We start from the raw sequence: 15,394 nt of genomic DNA on the forward strand, positions 1-15,394 counted from the left end.
GCGGGGCAGGGGCCTAGAACACCCCCATTGCCAGGCCCGCCCCCAAGGCCAGCCCCAGCTCGCGGCAGGCGTCCAGCTCCTCCTCCGGAATCACCTTTTCCGCCAGGATCGCTTCGGGTGTCTGCGCATGGGTGCAGACGATCAGCGGCGCCTGCACCTCTTTCAGGCGCCAGCCAGTGGCAATGCGGGCGGTCTGGCGGGCGGCGTTTTCGCCGTCCGATCCGGCGCAGACCATCTGCGCATAAGGCCGCCCCTCGATCTTTCCCAGTACCGGGTAATAGCAGCGGTCAAAGAACTCTTTCATCTGGCCGGACAAGGCTGCCAGATTCTCCGGCGCGCAGAAGATATAGCCATCCGCCGCCAGCAGATCCTCCGGCCCGGCGTCTTCGGCCCGTTTCAGAACGGTCTGGGTCTCATCCCGCGCCGCCGCTGCCGCGGCCTCCGCCATCTGGCGGCTGCCGCCGGTGCGTGTGTGGTAAACGATCAAGAGCTGTGCCATCGCTGCCGCCCGCCTGTTGCGCTCCCGCGGCAGCTTACCGGGCGCCTGCAAATTTCTTCAAAGAAATTTGGCCGGAAAATTCGAATTTTCCGGGACCCGGGCTCTGCCTGAACGGCGTCACGCCGCCCGGATCACTCCGCCGCCTTGGCCGCGTCCCGGTAGACGTATTTGCAGTCGCAATAGGGGCATTCCACAAAATTGTCGTCCTCGGGGATCAGCAGATAAACCCGCGGATGCCCCAGCGCGCCCTCGCTGCCGTCACAGGCCACCTTGCGGCTGTCCACGATCTTGGTTTCCGGCGCTTCGATGCTCATGGCTGGCAGTCCTTTCGGTTTTCGGCTAGGCGCATTTATGAGCCAAGCAAAAACCGGGGGCAAGAGCGGCGATGAGTGCAGATGCAATCCAACTCAAAGCTTTGCGCAAAATCTATGGCGGCTACAAAGGCCAGCCGGAGAAACACGCGCTCAAGGGCGTCGACCTGACGGTGCCGCGCGGCTCGGTCTTCGGGCTGTTGGGGCCGAACGGCGCGGGCAAGTCGACGATGATCAACATCCTGGCGGGGCTGGTGCGCAAGACCTCCGGCAAGGTGACGATCTGGGGCTTCGACCAGGACGAGAACCCGCGCCAGAGCCGTGCCGCCATCGGCGTCATGCCGCAGGAGCTGAACCTGGACCCGTTCTTCACCCCGCGCGGCGCGCTGGAGGTGCAGGCAGGCCTTTACGGCGTGCCGAAGAACGAGCGCCACAGCGATGAGATCCTGCGCATGGTGGGGCTGGAGGACAAGGCGGAGGCCTATGCACGGACGCTTAGCGGCGGTATGCGGCGGCGGCTGTTGCTGGGCAAGGCACTGGTCCACCGGCCGAGCGTGCTGGTGCTGGATGAACCCACCGCGGGCGTCGATATCGAACTGCGCCAGATGCTGTGGGAGAACATCCGCAAGCTGAACGCGCAGGGCATGACCATCATCCTCACCACCCATTACCTGGAGGAGGCTGAGGAGATGTGCGACGAGATCGCCATCATCAACCAGGGCGAGGTGGTCGCGCGCGACAGCAAGGCCAGCCTGCTGGGCCGTCTGGATGCCAAGACCATGGTGGTGCATCCGGCAGAGCCCGCCACGGCGCTGCCGCAGGGCGAGGGGATCGAGGCCAGCCTGCGCGAAGACGGCGCCGTGGTGCTGCGCTACCGCAGCCAGGCGACCAGCGCCGAGGACGTGCTGGCCGCGGTCCGCGCCGCCGGGATCAGCATCCGCGACGTGAAAACCGAGGAGGCGGACCTGGAGGATGTGTTCCTGTCGCTGACGAAATCCGCCTGAGTGATTAGAATGCCTGTTCCGTCCGGCCGCGAGGCCGGACTGAGCCTGCCTGCACGTCAATCCGAAGGTTTGCCTCTGGCAAAACGGACAGGCGCATTCGCGCCAGCCCAGGCAGACGCAGCCCTCAATGTTATGCGGCTACGTTGCCGGCTTTGTCCTTTACGCTAATTCACCCCCGGTCAATGCGCGCCTGATAGCAGTTGTTGCGCGACGACCGGATGTGGATGTAGTCCACCCGCTCATCCGCAAAGATCGCTTCGGCCCGCGCCATCATTTCCGCCTGCGGGATCACGATGCCGGTGCCATAGACGATCCGGTGACCGGCGCTGTAGCCCTTGATCAGATAGTCCGGCGCGCGTTCCAGTACCTCGGGCAGGTCCTCCCCCTGATGCCGCTGGCAGTGATCGGCACACAGGAAGATCGGCCCGGTCTCGGCATAGGGCTGCGCCGCAGGAAAGGGCCGGTGGGCCAGGATCAGCATTTCTGCGCCTGCGGGAATGTAGTTCAGGCAATGGCGGCAAGGGTTGGCGCCGCCGTCCGAGACCGCACGCTCCGGCGTCTGGCCGTGGGCATCGGGGCCGCCGTTTTGCAGCGCGCGGACAATATCAGTGGGCAGGGCGGTGATTCTGGTCATGGGTGTCTCCTTTTGCTGACGGAACCTTGGCGCATCCGCCGCGCGGCAATCGACCCGGATCCTGCGCATCCCGCAGACCGCCGGGGGCGCTCCCGCCCGCCGGGCGGGCATTGAAAATGCCCTGCGGCGGTTGGGCCGGGCGCCGCGCTGGCGCGCGGCGCGGGGGCACGTCGCGGCAGGCCCGTCCGGTGCGACTCCACATGAGAACAAAACGGGAATATCATGCGACTCATGTTTGCCGAATTCGCCTGCCTGTCCAACTTCACCTTCCTCACCGGGGCCTCCCACCCCGAGGAGTATGCGGCCCGCGCGCTGGAGCTGGGCATCGCGGCGGTGGCCATTGCCGACGAAAACTCGGTGGCAGGCATTGTGCGCGCCCATGCGGAATGCCGCGACATCAGCCGCCGGGTACAGGAGCGGCAGGCCTGGGACCGCCGCAACACCCCCATCGGCCCGCCGCGCCCCGCAGATATTGCGCAGCCTCCCTCGTTCCCGGTCTATGAAACCGTGCGGCTGATCCCGGCAGCGCGGCTGGTCTTCACCGACGCGCCAGAGGTGATTGCCCTGCCCGTGAACCGCACCGGCTGGGGCAGCCTGACCCGGCTGATCTCCGCCGGGCGGCTCAGGGCGGAGAAAGGCAGTTGCATCCTGCACCTTGCCGACCTCTTGGAATTCGCGGACGGCCTGCATCTGCTCTTGCTGCCGCAGGCGCAACATCTGCCCGGCGGCGCGGGCGGATGGGGGCCGCATATGGACGCGCTGACGCGCCGCTTTGAGGGCCGCATGCACCTGCTGATGGCGCCGGCCTATGACGGCGGCGACCGGGCGCGGTTTGCCGCGCTGGCGGAGCTGGCGGAACATCTCAACCTGCCGCCGCTCGCCAGCGCCGCGCCCAGGATGCACCACGGCCGCCGCCGCCGCCTGGGCGATGTGCTGAGTGCCATCCGCCTGCGCTGCAAGGTGGAGGAGCTGGGCCGCGCCGCCATGGCCAACGCGGAACAGCGCCTGCGCTCTGAGGCGGAGATGCGCCGCCTGTTCCGGGGGTATGAGACGGCGGTGGACAACGCCGCCCGGCTGGCGGACCGGCTCAGCTTTTCGCTGGATGAGCTGCGCTATGACTATCCGGATGAGGGCAGCGAACAGGAAACCCCGCCGCAAAGGCTGAGACGGCTGGCGGAAGAGGGGCTGCGCTGGCGCTACCCGGGCGGCGCGCCGGACAAGGTGCGCCGCCTGCTGGAGCATGAGCTGGCGCTGATCGCCAAGCTGAAATACGACCCCTATTTCCTGACCGTGCGCGACATCGTCGCTTTCGCCCGCTCCCGCGGGATCCTGTGCCAGGGCCGCGGCTCGGCGGCGAACTCGGTGGTCTGCTACTGCCTGGGCGTCACCTCGGTCAGCCCGGAACTGGGCACCATGGTGTTCGAGCGTTTCGTTTCCGAGGCCCGCGACGAGCCGCCCGACATTGATGTGGATTTTGAGCACGAGCGGCGCGAGGAGGTGATCCAGTGGATCTACGAACGCTACGGCCGCCACCGCGCAGGGCTTTGCGCCACGGTGATCCATTACCGCGGCAAGCGCGCCATCCGCGAGGTGGGCCGCGCCATGGGCCTGACCGAAGATACGATCTCCGCCATGTCCTCGCAGCTGTGGGGGTTTTTCAGCACCAAGGGCGTAGAGGCCGAGCGGATGCGCGAGATCGGGCTGGACCCGAACAGCCGCCGCCTGCAGCTGACGATGGAGCTGGTGGAGCAGATCATCGGCTTCCCGCGGCACCTGTCCCAGCATGTGGGCGGCTTTGTCATCACCCAGGGGCGGCTGGACGAATTGGTGCCCATTGAAAATGCCACAATGGAGGGCCGCACTGTCATCTGCTGGGACAAGGACGACATCGACACGCTGGGCATCCTCAAGGTCGATGTGCTGTCGCTCGGCATGCTCACCTGCATCCGCAAGGCGTTTGACCTGATGCAGCAGCACCACCAGCTGGACTACAGCCTCGCCACCCTGCCGCCGGAGGATCCGGCAGTCTACAACATGCTGTGCCGCGCTGACAGCATCGGCGTCTTTCAGGTCGAAAGCCGGGCGCAGATGAACTTCCTGCCGCGGATGCGGCCGCGCAATTTCTATGATCTGGTGATTGAGGTCGCCATCGTCCGTCCCGGCCCGATCCAGGGCGATATGGTGCACCCCTATATCCGCCGCAGGAACGGCGAGGAGCCGGTGCATTTCCCCTCCGACGCGCTGGGCGAGGTGCTGGGCAAGACCCTCGGCGTGCCGCTGTTTCAGGAGCAGGCGATGCAGATCGCCATCGTCGGCGCCGGTTTCACGCCGGAGCAGGCCGACCGGCTGCGGCGGTCCTTGGCGACCTTCAAGAAGCACGGCAACGTCAGCGAATTCCGCTCCCTGTTCCTGCGCGGCATGGCGAAGAACGGCTATGACGCCGAATTCTCCGAACGCTGTTTTTCCCAGATCGAGGGGTTCGGCTCCTACGGCTTTCCCGAAAGCCATGCGGCGAGTTTTGCGCTCTTGGTCTATGCCTCGGCCTGGATCAAATGCCATCACCCGGGGATCTTTGCCTGCGCGCTGCTGAACGCCCAGCCGATGGGGTTTTATGCGCCCGCCCAGATCGTGCGGGATGCCCGCGCGCACCGGGTGGAGGTGCGGCCGGTCTGCATCAACAACTCCTATTGGGACAACGTGATGGAGCCCGACGGCCACGGCGGCCTGGCGCTGCGGCTGGGGTTCCGGCAGGTGAAGGGCCTGCGGGATGAGGATGCCGCCTGGCTGACGGCCGCGCGCGGCAACGGTTACCACGAGGTCGAGGACGTCTGGCGCAAGGCAGGGCTGGCGCCGCCGGTGATCGAGCGGCTGGCAGAAGCGGATGCCTTTGCCGCGCTGGGGATGAACCGGCGGGAAGCCTTATGGGCGGCCAAGGCGATCTCCGCCCGCAAGCCGCTGCCGCTGTTTGCCCGCGAGCTGGACGGCGAGGCGATCCATGAGCCGGAGGCAAACCTGCCGCAGATGGGGCTGGGCGAGGAGGTGGTGGAGGATTACGTCGCCATGCGGCTGAGCTTGCGGGCGCATCCGGTGGCGCTGATCCGGCATCTGCTGACGCCGCAGAACCCGGGCGGCGGTGCGGAGGGCGGACCGGGGATTTGAGTATTTGGGGAAAGATGAAAGGCGCAGGGCGGGGCATTGCCGCCGCCACGCGGCCTGATAACGCCAACTGCGGCAGGAATGGCGGTTCACCCCGGCGCGGCGAGGCGTTAGAAGGCTTGCGAACCTTTCCTTGCCCCGGAGCCTGACCCATGACCGCACCCAAACCCGTTGTCCTGTGCATTCTCGATGGCTGGGGCAGTGCGGAGCCGGGCAAGGCGAACGCGCCTTATCTGGCGAAAACCCCAACATTTGACGCCATCATGGCCAAGGGGCCGAGCGCGAAGCTGATCACCCACGGGCCGGATGTGGGCTTGCCGACCGGGCAGATGGGCAACTCCGAGGTGGGCCACACCAACATCGGCGCGGGCCGGGTGGTGGCGATGGACCTGGGCCAGATCGACCTGGCGATCGAGGATGGCAGCTTCTTTGAAAACGAAGCGCTGCAGGCGTTTATTGCCAAGCTGAAGGATACCGGCGGAGCCGCGCATCTGATGGGGCTGGTCTCGGACGGCGGCGTGCACGGGCATATCAGCCACATCCTGGCAGCGGTGAAGGCGATCACAGATGCCGGCGTGCCGGTCTGGCTGCATGCCATCACCGACGGCCGCGACGTGGCGCCGAAATCGGCGTTCGGCTATTTCCGCGAGCTGGAGGAGAAGCTGCCCGAAGGCGCGCGGATCGCCACCGTCACCGGGCGCTATTTCGCGATGGACCGCGACAACCGCTGGGGCCGGGTCAGCGAAGCCTATGACGCGATGATCCATGCCAAGGGGCGGCCGGGGCTGAATGCTCATGGCGCGGTGGACCATGCCTACAACCAGTCGGAAACCGATGAATTCATCGCGGCCACCGTGCTGGCGGGCTATGAGGGCATGAAGGACGGCGACGGGTTTTTCTGCCTGAACTTCCGCGCCGACCGCGCCCGCGAAATCCTGCGCGCCATCGGCGAGCCGGGCTTTGCCGAGTTCGGCACCGGCACGCGGCCGAAGCTGGCGGGCCTGCTGGGGATGGTGGAATACTCCGATGGCCACAATGATTACATGACCACCTGCTATCCCAAGGCGGCCATCGTCAACACGCTGGGCGAATGGGTCGCCAAGCAGGGCAAACGCCAGTTCCGCCTGGCCGAGACCGAGAAATACCCGCATGTGACCTTCTTCCTGAACGGCGGCAAGGAAGAGCCGGAGGAGGGCGAGGACCGCTATATGCCGAAGTCGCCGAATGTGGCGACCTATGACCTGCAGCCGGAGATGAGTGCGCCGGAGGTGACGGAGAAATTCGTCGAGGCGATTGAGGCGGGGTATGATTTGATTGTCACCAACTATGCCAACCCCGACATGGTGGGCCACACCGGTGACCTGAAGGCGGCCATGCTGGCCTGCGAGGCGGTGGACCGCGGGCTGGCGCAGGTGGTTGAAGCGCTGGAGAAGGCGGGCGGCGCGATGATCGTCACCGCCGATCACGGCAACTGCGAGGTGATGGTGGATCCGGAAACCGGCGGCGCCCATACCGCCCATACGCTGAACCTGGTGCCGGTGGCGCTGGTGGGCGGGCCGGAAGGCGCACGCTTGCGCGACGGGCGGCTGGCCGATCTGGCGCCGACCATCCTGGAGCTGATGGGGCTGGAGAAGCCGGCGGAAATGACCGGGGAGAGCCTGCTGTCATGATCCGGCGGGCGGGCCTGTTGCTGCTGGCGCTGCTGGCGGCGCCGCTGCCGGCGGCGGCAAATCCGGCGTCCGCTGCGCGCGGCGCGGCGGAGCAGCTGGAGGCCGCCTCGGTGCAATTGCAGGAGGCCGCCAGTTCCCGCGACCGGGTGAAGGCGCTGACCTCGACCGTGCAGGCCTATGAGGCCGGGCTGGCGGCGATGCGCGACGGGTTGCGCCGGGTGGCGCGGCGCGAAGCGCAGCTGAGCGCCCAGCTGGCGGCGCGGCAGGAGGAGGTCTCGGGCCTCTTGGGGATTATCCAGACCATTGAAACCTCGCCACCGCCGGTGCTGATGGTGCATCCCTCGGGCCCCCTGGGCGCGGCGCGGTCCGCCATGATGCTGGCCGAGGTGACCCCGGCGCTGCACGCCAAGGCGCAGTCGCTGAAGACGGATCTGGACGAGGTGCAATCGCTGCGCCTGCTGCAGCAGCGCGCGGCCAGGACGCTGGAGGAGGGGCTGGCGGGCGTGCAGTCCGCGCGGGTGCAGCTGTCGACCGCGATTGCCGACCGCACCACCCTGCCCAAGCGGTTCACCGCCGACCCGGTGCGCACCGCGATCCTGATCTCCTCGACCGAGACGCTGTCGGGGTTTGCCGACGGGCTGGCCGAAATCGCCGATGGCGAAATCGCCGACTCCAGCGCCGACATCAGCGATCTGCGCGGCACCCTGCCGCTGCCGGTCGAAGGGCTGGTGCTGCGCGGATACGGCGAGCGCGATGCGGCAGGCATTGCCCGCCCGGGCCTGCTGGTTGCGGCCCGCCCCCGGGCGCTGGTGACCGCGCCTGCTGCCGCCACCATCCGCTACCGCGGGCCGCTGCTGGATCTGGGCAACGTGGTGATTCTGGAGCCGCAGCCGGAGACCCTGTTTGTGCTGTCCGGCCTGGCCGAAGTGTTCGGCGAGGCGGGGCAGGTGATCCCCGAAGGCACCCCTGTCGGCCTGATGAGCGGCGAAAACCCCGGGCCGGACGCAATTCTGTCAACAAGCGGTGAAGGGGGTGGAACTGACCGGACAGAAACGCTCTATATAGAAGTGAGAATGGACAACAGCCCGGTGGACCCGGAAACATGGTTCCGCACTGGAAAAGGTGGATGAAGGCTTGATGAAAAAATTTGCGATGGCTGCCGTTGGCGGCACGCTGGCAGGGATTGTCGCCACGACATATGTTGCAGGCCCCTTGCTGGCGCAGGAAGGCACGCGCGAGGCCAATGTCTATGAGCAGCTGGACCTGTTCGGCGACATCTTCGAGCGCATCCGCGCGCAATATGTCGAGGAGGTCGACGAGAAGGAGCTGATCGAGGCGGCGATCGGCGGCATGCTGACCTCGCTGGACCCGCATTCCAGCTATCTGTCGCCCGATGATGCGAGCCGGATGCGGGTGCAGACCCGCGGCGAGTTCGGCGGCCTGGGGATCGAAGTCACCCAGGAAGAGGGCTTTGTCAAAGTTGTCTCCCCCATCGACGGCACCCCGGCGGATGAGGCCGGCATGGAAGCCGGCGATTTCATCACCCATGTGGACGGCGAAAGCGTGCTGGGCCTGTCGCTGGATGAAGCGGTCAACCTGATGCGCGGGCCGGTCGGCTCGGAGATCGTGATCACCGTGGTGCGCGAAGGCGAGGCGGAGCCGTTCGACGTGTCGATCATCCGCGACACCATCAAGCTGACCGCGGTGCGCAGCCGTGTCGAAGGCAATACCGTGGTGATGCGGATCACCACCTTTAACGACCAGACCACGCCGAACCTGGAATCGGGCCTGAAGAAGCGGATCGAGGAAGCCGGCGGCCTGGACCAGGTGAACGGCATCGTTCTGGACCTGCGCAACAACCCGGGCGGCCTGCTGAACCAGGCGATCCAGGTGGCCGACAGCTTCCTGGAATCCGGTGAGATCGTCTCCACCCGCGGCCGCGACCCGGAGGACGGCGAGCGCTTTAATGCGACCCCGGGCGATCTGGCCGACGGCAAGCCGATTGTGGTGCTGATCAACGGCGGTTCGGCCTCGGCCTCGGAAATTGTGGCCGGTGCGCTGCAGGACCACCGCCGGGCGATTGTTGTGGGCACAAAATCCTTTGGCAAGGGGTCTGTGCAGACGGTGATGCCGCTGAAGGGCGACGGCGCCATGCGCCTGACCACCGCGCGCTATTACACCCCGTCGGGACGGTCGATCCAGGCGCTGGGCGTGTCGCCCGATATCGTTGTGGAACAGCCCCGCCGCACCGCCGAGGCAGAGGAGGAGGACAGCCCCGCCCGCCGCTCGCGTTCGGAAGCCGACCTGCGCGGCAGCCTGAACAATGATTCCCTGAGCGAGGATGAGATCCGCCAGATCGAGGAAGAGCGCGAGAAGGCCGAGAAAGCCGCCGAGCTGCGTGAGGAGGATTACCAGCTGGCCTATGCCATCGACATCCTCAAGGGGCTGGTGGCGCTGGGGCCGAAGTAAACCCACCGCAAAACCGCAGCACAAAGGGGCCGTCCGGATGGGCGGCCTTTTTTCTGTGCTGCTGTTGCCGCCGGGGGGACGGGGTCTGGCTGGTTTATTTGCCGTCTCGGGGGGCCGGTAGATAAAGAGTGGCGGCGCCGCCGGGTGGAGTTGGACAGACCCCGCGGGGCCTGCTCGGACAGGATTTCCTGAGCGACCCCCTTTTTATCAGGGCCGGTCTCCGGGTGTTACGCAGGCAGCCACACAGATGCCTGCGCCTTGTATCATGGCCCTTGCGCGGGGCCATGGCGGGTGATCTCGATCATCCGGCAGTCTGGCATGGGGGAATGAGGATCACGTGAAGGGGGCGTGCGGCGGGGGCGCAACACCTTGCCCGGGTGAAGGTGCGCAGCCCTCTGCGGAAAACGGGAAACCGGAAACAAGGGGGCTGTGTTTTCTTTTGAGGCGGCCTCGCCCGCGCCCTTGCGTCATTGCGAAAATAAACGCCCGATATCCGGCGTACTGGCCGGGCAGGCTGGGCTATGCTCCGGCCATGATGTTTGACCTGCCTGATTCCAAAACCCTGTATCAAGCCTTGCTGGACCGCGATGCCGCATATGAGGGGCGCGCCTATGTCGGGGTGACCTCCACCGGCATCTTCTGCCGGCTGACCTGCCCGGCGCGCAAGCCCAAGTTCGAGAACTGCCAATTCCACGCCACCCCCGGCGCCTGCATCGAGGCGGGCTTCCGCGCCTGCAAGCGCTGCAAGCCGCTGGCCGCGGCGGCGGCTGGTGATCCGATAGTGCAGGACCTGCTGGCGCGGCTGGAGGCGCGGCCCGCCTACCGCTGGGGCGAGGGCGATCTGGTGCGGCTGGGGCTGGATGCATCGACCGTGCGGCGCGCCTTCAAGCGGCATTTCGGCATGACCTTTCTGGAGATGGCGCGCCAGCGCCGTCTGCGCGAGGGGTTCACCGCGCTGAAGGCCGGCGAGCCGGTGATTGCGGCGCAGATTGATGCGGGGTTTGAAAGCGCCAGCGCCTTCCGCGCGGCTTTTGCGAAACTGGTGGGGATTGCGCCGGGGGCGTTCCGCAAGGATGCGCTTTTGCTGGCGGACTGGATCGACACGCCCTTGGGGGCGATGATTGCGATCAGCTGCGCCCATCAGCTGCACCTGCTGGAATTTGCCGACCGCAAGGCGCTGCCGCGGGAGGTGGCCAGGCTGCAAAAGGCGCAGCCCGGGGGCCTGGGCTTTGGCCGCCCCGCACCGACGGAGCAGATCGCAGAGGAGCTGCGCCGGTTTTTTGCCGGTGAGCGCGCGCATTTCCAAACCCCGCTGGCGCTGCATGGCACCGCGTTTGAACGCGAGGTCTGGCGCTGTCTGCTGACCATCCCGGCGGGGGAGACCCGCAGCTATTCGCAGATCGCGCGGGAGCTGGGCCGGCCGTCGGCCACGCGCGCAGTGGCGCGGGCCAATGGCGCAAATCAGCTGGTGCTGGTGGTGCCCTGCCATAGGGTGATTGCTGCCGACGGCGCGCTGACCGGCTATGGCGGCGGCTTGTGGCGCAAGCAGCGGCTGATAGAAATTGAGACAGGCTACAGACAGAGGATTTCAGCATGACATATTCCGACCGCGCGGGCGCCTTTGCGGCGCTGCACCAGCCGGGCAATCCGGTGGTGCTTTACAACATCTGGGACACCGGCAGCGCCAAGGCGGTTGCCGGGGCAGGGGCCAAGGCGCTGGCGACCGGCAGCTACCCGGTGGCGGCGGCTCAGGGGTTTCCGGATGGCGAACAGATCCCGCTGGAGTTTGTGCTGGGCAATGCAGAGCGTATCGTCGCGGCCACCGATCTGCCGGTGACGATTGATTTCGAGGGCGGCTATGCCAGCGAGCCGGAGCAGCTGACCGTCAATGTGACGCGGCTGGCGGGCACCGGCGCGGTGGGGCTGAATTTCGAGGACCAGGTGGTTGGCACGGATGATCTGTATGGGATCATCGAGCAGGCCCGCCGGGTGACCGCGGTGCGGGCGGCCCATGCGGATATGTTCGTCAATGCCCGCACCGACCTGTTTTTGAAGGAAAAGGATGCCTCCAAACACGGAGCGCTGCTGTCGGAGGCGCTGGAGCGCGGGGCGGCCTATGCCGAAGCGGGCGCCAATGGGTTCTTTGTTCCGGGGCTGAGCGATCCCGATCTGATTGCCCGGGTCTGCGAGGCGAGTGCGCTGCCGGTCAACACGATGATGCGCGGCATCACGCTGGAGACGGCGCGGCAGGCCGGTGTTGCGCGCTGCAGCTATGGCCCGATCCCGCACGCGAAACTGATGCAGGTGCTGGCGGAGCAGTTCCAGGCGCTGGAGTGAGCTGGCTGGAAGGCGAGGCGGCGGCTCTATCGCGGTGAGCGTCTGCCCGGGCGGGTGCGGAACGCGCCCGCCGTGGGGCGGGCGGACGCGTGCCCGCCGCTGCCGCGACGGGCGATCTGGCTTTGTCTGCGCGGGCTGCGCTCAGGACGTCTCCAGGCAGTGGCGGCGGAAGGCGCGCTTGAGCATGTCCAGCTCGGCGCGCAGCAGTTCCACCTCGGCGCGCAGATCGTCCGCCACGGCCTCGCCTGCGATCAGGGTGAAATCGCCCAGCCGGGTGCTGCTGGCGGCATCGAAGATCACAAAGGTCTGCACCCCGTCGGCCACGGCCTCAGCCGGGACCGGCACGGACACGGTCCATTCGCCGCCGGTCTCACCCTCGCTCAGCCGGACGTCCTGCACCGGCTGATCCTGGAACATCACGGTGATGTCAGGCCTGGCGCCGCTGGCCGGCGCATTGCCGATCCGGCCTTCCCAGACGCCGTTGCGGAAGCGGATTTTGGTCAGTGTCAGGTCGCTCATGTCAGGTCCCTCATGGGGCAGGGTTCCTCAGATCGCCGCGCGGCGGTGGCGCGAGAAGGTCAGGTCGCGCAGGATCACCTGGTTCAGATCCGGCGCCTCGAAGATCAGGTCGAGCCAGATTTTCCCGATCCGCCTTTCGTTCAGCCGGGAATAGGCCAGGTCGAATTCCACCACGATGTTTTTCTCCCCCATCGGCAGTTCGCGCACGATCTGTTCTGTGTTGGGGCCGTTCTGGATGTTGAGCCGGGCGAAGATCTCGATCGGTTTTTCGGATTCGATGATGCTGTCCACCCGCAACAGGTGCTGGCGGGTCAGGCCGGCGGCGGCTTCGGGCGGAAGGTCTATGACCAGCGACAGAAAGGAGCCGTCGAATTTGAACACGTCCATGCGCAGGCCGAAGGGGGCGAGGTCCTCCTCGCGGGTGTTGCGGAGCTGGCGCAGGGTCAGTTCTGAGAAGGCGCAGTCGTGAAACAGCTGCACTTCACCGCCCAGCCGGGCCTTGGGCGGCGCCGAGGCCAGGCCGCGTTCGGGCAGGGGGCCGCGCCACAGTTCCGGGCGCCAGGACCAGTCGGTGCCATGCGGGCGCGGAAAGAAGGAAGAGCCGATTTGCGGCAGCGCCAGGCGGCCGTCGGCGGTGTGGATCAGCCGGTCCAGATGGGTGCGCAGCTGGCGGGCCTGGTTGCGCTGGCGGCGCAGCTCGGCCAGCGGCGCGCGCGCCGATTCCTCTGCCGCTGCGCGCCAGCGGCGCAGGCTGCGCAGGTGCATCAGCCGGTCCATGATCCTGCCCATCGCGCTTCCTCTTGCCTTATGTGCCGTGTTGCTGCCCGTGCCGCGCGCGCCCGGCAGCGGGAACTGGCGGCAGTGTAACCGGGCGGGGCTATTGAAATAAACCGGCAATCCGCCGGCCCAGCCCGCGTATTTTGCGGGGGCCGGCAGATTGGGCGGCGGTTTCCGGCGCTGCAGGCCGGGGCCGGGGCCGCAGGGCTGGCGCGGCTGCGGCGGGCGGAGCCGCCTGCGCCTGTTCCAGGGGCGGCAGGGTGGAGGCCTCCAGCGTGCGGTGGGTCACCTCGTTCAGCAGGGCGGCGCCGTGGCTGCCCAGGGCGCGGCTGCCCTCTGGCGCATAAAGCGCCAGCGCGATCAGGTGGCGGTCGAGCACAAAGGCACCGCGCCAGTGCACCGGGCTGGCGCCCTTGGCCACGGCCTGGGGGAACTCCAGCCGCACCAGCGGCAGCAGCTGGTCCTCGCGGCTTTCCAGCAGCCTGGCACCGGGGAACATGGCGGCGATGTCGCTGGCCCGCGGCGCCAGGGCATTCTGGCTGGCGGGACCGATGGAGGCGGTCAGCACCGCTGCCTTGCGGGCGCCGAACCAGCCGCGGCCCTCCAGGCGGCTGCAATGGGCGATCAGGGCAAAGCCGCCGCCGTCCTCCGGTGCGCTGCTGCGGCGGTCGAAGCAATAGCTCTCCGGCGCGGCCAGCAGCACGCCGCCGTTGGCAAAGGACATCACCTGGCCGTCCTGCCGGGGAATAAGGCCCGCGTCCCGGGCGGCAAAGGAGAGGCCTTGGGGCGCGGGGCTGCAAGCCGTCAGCACCGCGGCGGCCAGCGCCGCCGCAATTGACCCGGCCAATCGCCCAAAGCGCGGCGCCTTTCCGCCGGCGGGCGGGAAAGCACCGGGATTTCCGCTGGTTGTTCTGTTCACTGCTGCCCCTGCCGGTCTTGTTTTTTACAAAATCCATAGCGGGCAGGCGCGCAGCCGGGCAAGAGTGAACGGCCCGCCTGGCACGATGCCTTGCCTTGGCGTTGCAGCAATGCATAACGTTGGCGCAATTTGCCGCCACCCGGCCCGGAGGACACATGCAGCACAGGCACGGCTACAGGGCGCATGAGGCCATGGTGCGGTTTGCGCGGGCGCAGCCGCAGCTGTGGCGGCTGCTGCTGGGGCTGATGCTGGTGGCGGCGGTTAGCTTTGCGATGACAGCGGCGCTGCAGGTGACGGTGGCGGGGCTGTTCCCGGGAGCCTGGCTGCAGGGGCTGGCCGATGGCAGCAATCCCGGCGCCATGCTGGTGCTGCTGGGCAGCTTTGCCTTTCTGTCGCTGGGGGTTGCGATGGCGGCCCGGCTGTTCCACCAGCGCAGCTTCGCCACCGTGACCGGGCATCTGCGGCCGCTGGTCTGGCAGTTCGGCCGCGTGAGCCTGTATCTGCTGGGGCTCAGCCTGTTGCTGATGGCGCTGCCGCCCTACAGCATGGGGCCGCCGATGACCCCGAACCTGCCGTTCTGGACCTGGCTGGGCATCCTGCCTCTGTCGGCGGCCGCGGTGCTGGTGCAGACCGGGTCGGAGGAGATCCTGTTCCGCGGCTATATCCAGCAGGCGCTGGCGGCGCGGTTCCGCAGCCCCGCGGTCTGGCTGCTGGTGCCCTCGGCGCTGTTTGCGCTGGGTCACTACCTGCCTGTTGATGCGGGGGAAAACGCGCTGCTGATCACCGCCTGGGCCGGGCTGTTCGGGCTGCTGATGGCGGACCTGACCGCACGGGCCGGCACCCTGGGCCCGGCGATGGCGGTGCATTTCTTCAACAACGCCGCGGCGCTGTTGCTGTTTGCCTCGCCCACCAGCCTCAATGGGCTGGCGCTGTACCTGATCCCCTTTGATATGGCCGACACCGGCAACCTGCGCCCGTGGATGGCTGTCGACTTTGCGCTGATGCTGGTCAGCTGGCTGACAGCGCGGCTTGCCATACGCCGCTGATTGCAATTGCGGCCAAGGCGCCTTATCTGGGGGGCAAACCGCGCCCCCGGAGA

Annotated in this window: 14 protein-coding genes; 8 read left to right on the forward strand and 6 right to left on the reverse strand. The window is 67.3% G+C overall.

The genetic code is table 11. The features are described from left to right. Positions 1–13: 13 nt before the first annotated feature. Together CAER_RS0114930 and CAER_RS0114935 are read right to left on the reverse strand one after the other, a co-directional pair. On the reverse strand, positions 14–499 hold the full coding sequence (locus CAER_RS0114930; protein ID WP_027236122.1) for a flavodoxin family protein: 486 nt from the start codon (positions 497–499) through the stop codon (positions 14–16). A gap of 131 nt (positions 500–630) precedes the next feature. Next, positions 631–813, reverse strand: a complete 183-nt coding sequence (locus tag CAER_RS0114935; protein ID WP_008553918.1) for a zinc-finger domain-containing protein — start codon at positions 811–813, stop codon at positions 631–633. 71 nt (positions 814–884) lie between these two features. On the opposite strand from CAER_RS0114935, the gene CAER_RS0114940 reads away from it, so the two are divergent. Continuing rightward, the gene (locus CAER_RS0114940; RefSeq protein ID WP_027236123.1) at positions 885–1,814 is read left to right on the forward strand and encodes an ABC transporter ATP-binding protein; all 930 of its coding nucleotides are present in this window, start codon (positions 885–887) and stop codon (positions 1,812–1,814) included. A gap of 169 nt (positions 1,815–1,983) precedes the next feature. On the opposite strand, the gene CAER_RS0114945 is transcribed toward CAER_RS0114940, so the two are convergent. Continuing rightward, positions 1,984–2,448 (reverse strand): DUF1203 domain-containing protein, encoded by a 465-nt coding sequence (locus tag CAER_RS0114945; protein ID WP_027236124.1) that lies wholly within the window; start codon positions 2,446–2,448, stop codon positions 1,984–1,986. Positions 2,449–2,679: 231 nt separating this feature from the next. Between CAER_RS0114945 and CAER_RS0114950 the strand changes: the two genes are divergently transcribed. The 6 genes from CAER_RS0114950 to CAER_RS0114975 all read left to right on the forward strand — a co-directional run bounded on the left by CAER_RS0114950 (position 2,680) and on the right by CAER_RS0114975 (position 12,080). Next, positions 2,680–5,607, forward strand: coding sequence for an error-prone DNA polymerase (locus CAER_RS0114950; protein WP_027236125.1), 2,928 nt, complete (start codon positions 2,680–2,682; stop codon positions 5,605–5,607). A 149-nt stretch (positions 5,608–5,756) separates the two neighbouring features. Beyond that, positions 5,757–7,274: a 2,3-bisphosphoglycerate-independent phosphoglycerate mutase gene (gene gpmI, locus CAER_RS0114955; protein WP_027236126.1), complete on the forward strand. Its 1,518-nt coding sequence runs from the start codon at positions 5,757–5,759 to the stop codon at positions 7,272–7,274. Continuing rightward, on the forward strand, positions 7,271–8,404 hold the full coding sequence (locus tag CAER_RS0114960; protein ID WP_027236127.1) for a murein hydrolase activator EnvC family protein: 1,134 nt from the start codon (positions 7,271–7,273) through the stop codon (positions 8,402–8,404). Before gpmI ends, CAER_RS0114960 begins: the two co-directional genes overlap by 4 nt. 7 nt (positions 8,405–8,411) lie before the next feature. Further along, a complete protein-coding gene (locus CAER_RS0114965) occupies positions 8,412–9,743 on the forward strand; it encodes a S41 family peptidase (RefSeq protein ID WP_027236128.1) in 1,332 nt (443 codons plus the stop codon). A 532-nt stretch (positions 9,744–10,275) separates the two neighbouring features. After that, on the forward strand, positions 10,276–11,340 hold the full coding sequence (locus tag CAER_RS0114970) for a bifunctional transcriptional activator/DNA repair enzyme AdaA (protein ID WP_027236129.1): 1,065 nt from the start codon (positions 10,276–10,278) through the stop codon (positions 11,338–11,340). Beyond that, entirely contained in the window at positions 11,337–12,080 is a 744-nt protein-coding gene (locus CAER_RS0114975) for an isocitrate lyase/PEP mutase family protein (protein WP_027236130.1), read from the forward strand. Before CAER_RS0114970 ends, CAER_RS0114975 begins: the two co-directional genes overlap by 4 nt. A 141-nt stretch (positions 12,081–12,221) precedes the next feature. Here the strand turns inward: CAER_RS0114975 and CAER_RS0114980 are convergent, their stop codons facing one another. The 3 genes from CAER_RS0114980 to CAER_RS0114990 all read right to left on the reverse strand — a co-directional run bounded on the left by CAER_RS0114980 (position 12,222) and on the right by CAER_RS0114990 (position 14,223). Further along, entirely contained in the window at positions 12,222–12,599 is a 378-nt protein-coding gene (locus CAER_RS0114980; protein WP_027236131.1) for a hypothetical protein, read from the reverse strand. Positions 12,600–12,626: 27 nt separating this feature from the next. Beyond that, the gene (locus CAER_RS0114985; protein WP_027236132.1) at positions 12,627–13,388 is read right to left on the reverse strand and encodes a DUF6478 family protein; all 762 of its coding nucleotides are present in this window, start codon (positions 13,386–13,388) and stop codon (positions 12,627–12,629) included. A gap of 88 nt (positions 13,389–13,476) precedes the next feature. Further along, positions 13,477–14,223, reverse strand: a complete 747-nt coding sequence (locus CAER_RS0114990) for a hypothetical protein (RefSeq protein ID WP_245597369.1) — start codon at positions 14,221–14,223, stop codon at positions 13,477–13,479. A gap of 227 nt (positions 14,224–14,450) precedes the next feature. Between CAER_RS0114990 and CAER_RS0114995 the strand changes: the two genes are divergently transcribed. Beyond that, the gene (locus tag CAER_RS0114995) at positions 14,451–15,341 is read left to right on the forward strand and encodes a CPBP family intramembrane glutamic endopeptidase (protein WP_027236134.1); all 891 of its coding nucleotides are present in this window, start codon (positions 14,451–14,453) and stop codon (positions 15,339–15,341) included. Positions 15,342–15,394: the final 53 nt, after the last annotated feature.

The sequence above is a fragment of the Leisingera caerulea DSM 24564 genome (assembly GCF_000473325.1).
Classification (GTDB): Bacteria; Pseudomonadota; Alphaproteobacteria; order Rhodobacterales; family Rhodobacteraceae; genus Leisingera; species Leisingera caerulea.

Coding starts and splice junctions, on each gene's coding strand:
- CAER_RS0114930 (WP_027236122.1), bottom strand. CDS start 499: ATGGCACAGCTCTTGATCGTTTACCACACACGCACCGGCGGCAGCCGC.
- CAER_RS0114935 (WP_008553918.1), bottom strand. CDS start 813: ATGAGCATCGAAGCGCCGGAAACCAAGATCGTGGACAGCCGCAAGGTG.
- CAER_RS0114940 (WP_027236123.1), top strand. CDS start 885: ATGAGTGCAGATGCAATCCAACTCAAAGCTTTGCGCAAAATCTATGGC.
- CAER_RS0114945 (WP_027236124.1), bottom strand. CDS start 2,448: ATGACCAGAATCACCGCCCTGCCCACTGATATTGTCCGCGCGCTGCAA.
- CAER_RS0114950 (WP_027236125.1), top strand. CDS start 2,680: ATGTTTGCCGAATTCGCCTGCCTGTCCAACTTCACCTTCCTCACCGGG.
- gpmI (WP_027236126.1), top strand. CDS start 5,757: ATGACCGCACCCAAACCCGTTGTCCTGTGCATTCTCGATGGCTGGGGC.
- CAER_RS0114960 (WP_027236127.1), top strand. CDS start 7,271: ATGATCCGGCGGGCGGGCCTGTTGCTGCTGGCGCTGCTGGCGGCGCCG.
- CAER_RS0114965 (WP_027236128.1), top strand. CDS start 8,412: ATGAAAAAATTTGCGATGGCTGCCGTTGGCGGCACGCTGGCAGGGATT.
- CAER_RS0114970 (WP_027236129.1), top strand. CDS start 10,276: ATGATGTTTGACCTGCCTGATTCCAAAACCCTGTATCAAGCCTTGCTG.
- CAER_RS0114975 (WP_027236130.1), top strand. CDS start 11,337: ATGACATATTCCGACCGCGCGGGCGCCTTTGCGGCGCTGCACCAGCCG.
- CAER_RS0114980 (WP_027236131.1), bottom strand. CDS start 12,599: ATGAGCGACCTGACACTGACCAAAATCCGCTTCCGCAACGGCGTCTGG.
- CAER_RS0114985 (WP_027236132.1), bottom strand. CDS start 13,388: ATGGGCAGGATCATGGACCGGCTGATGCACCTGCGCAGCCTGCGCCGC.
- CAER_RS0114995 (WP_027236134.1), top strand. CDS start 14,451: ATGCAGCACAGGCACGGCTACAGGGCGCATGAGGCCATGGTGCGGTTT.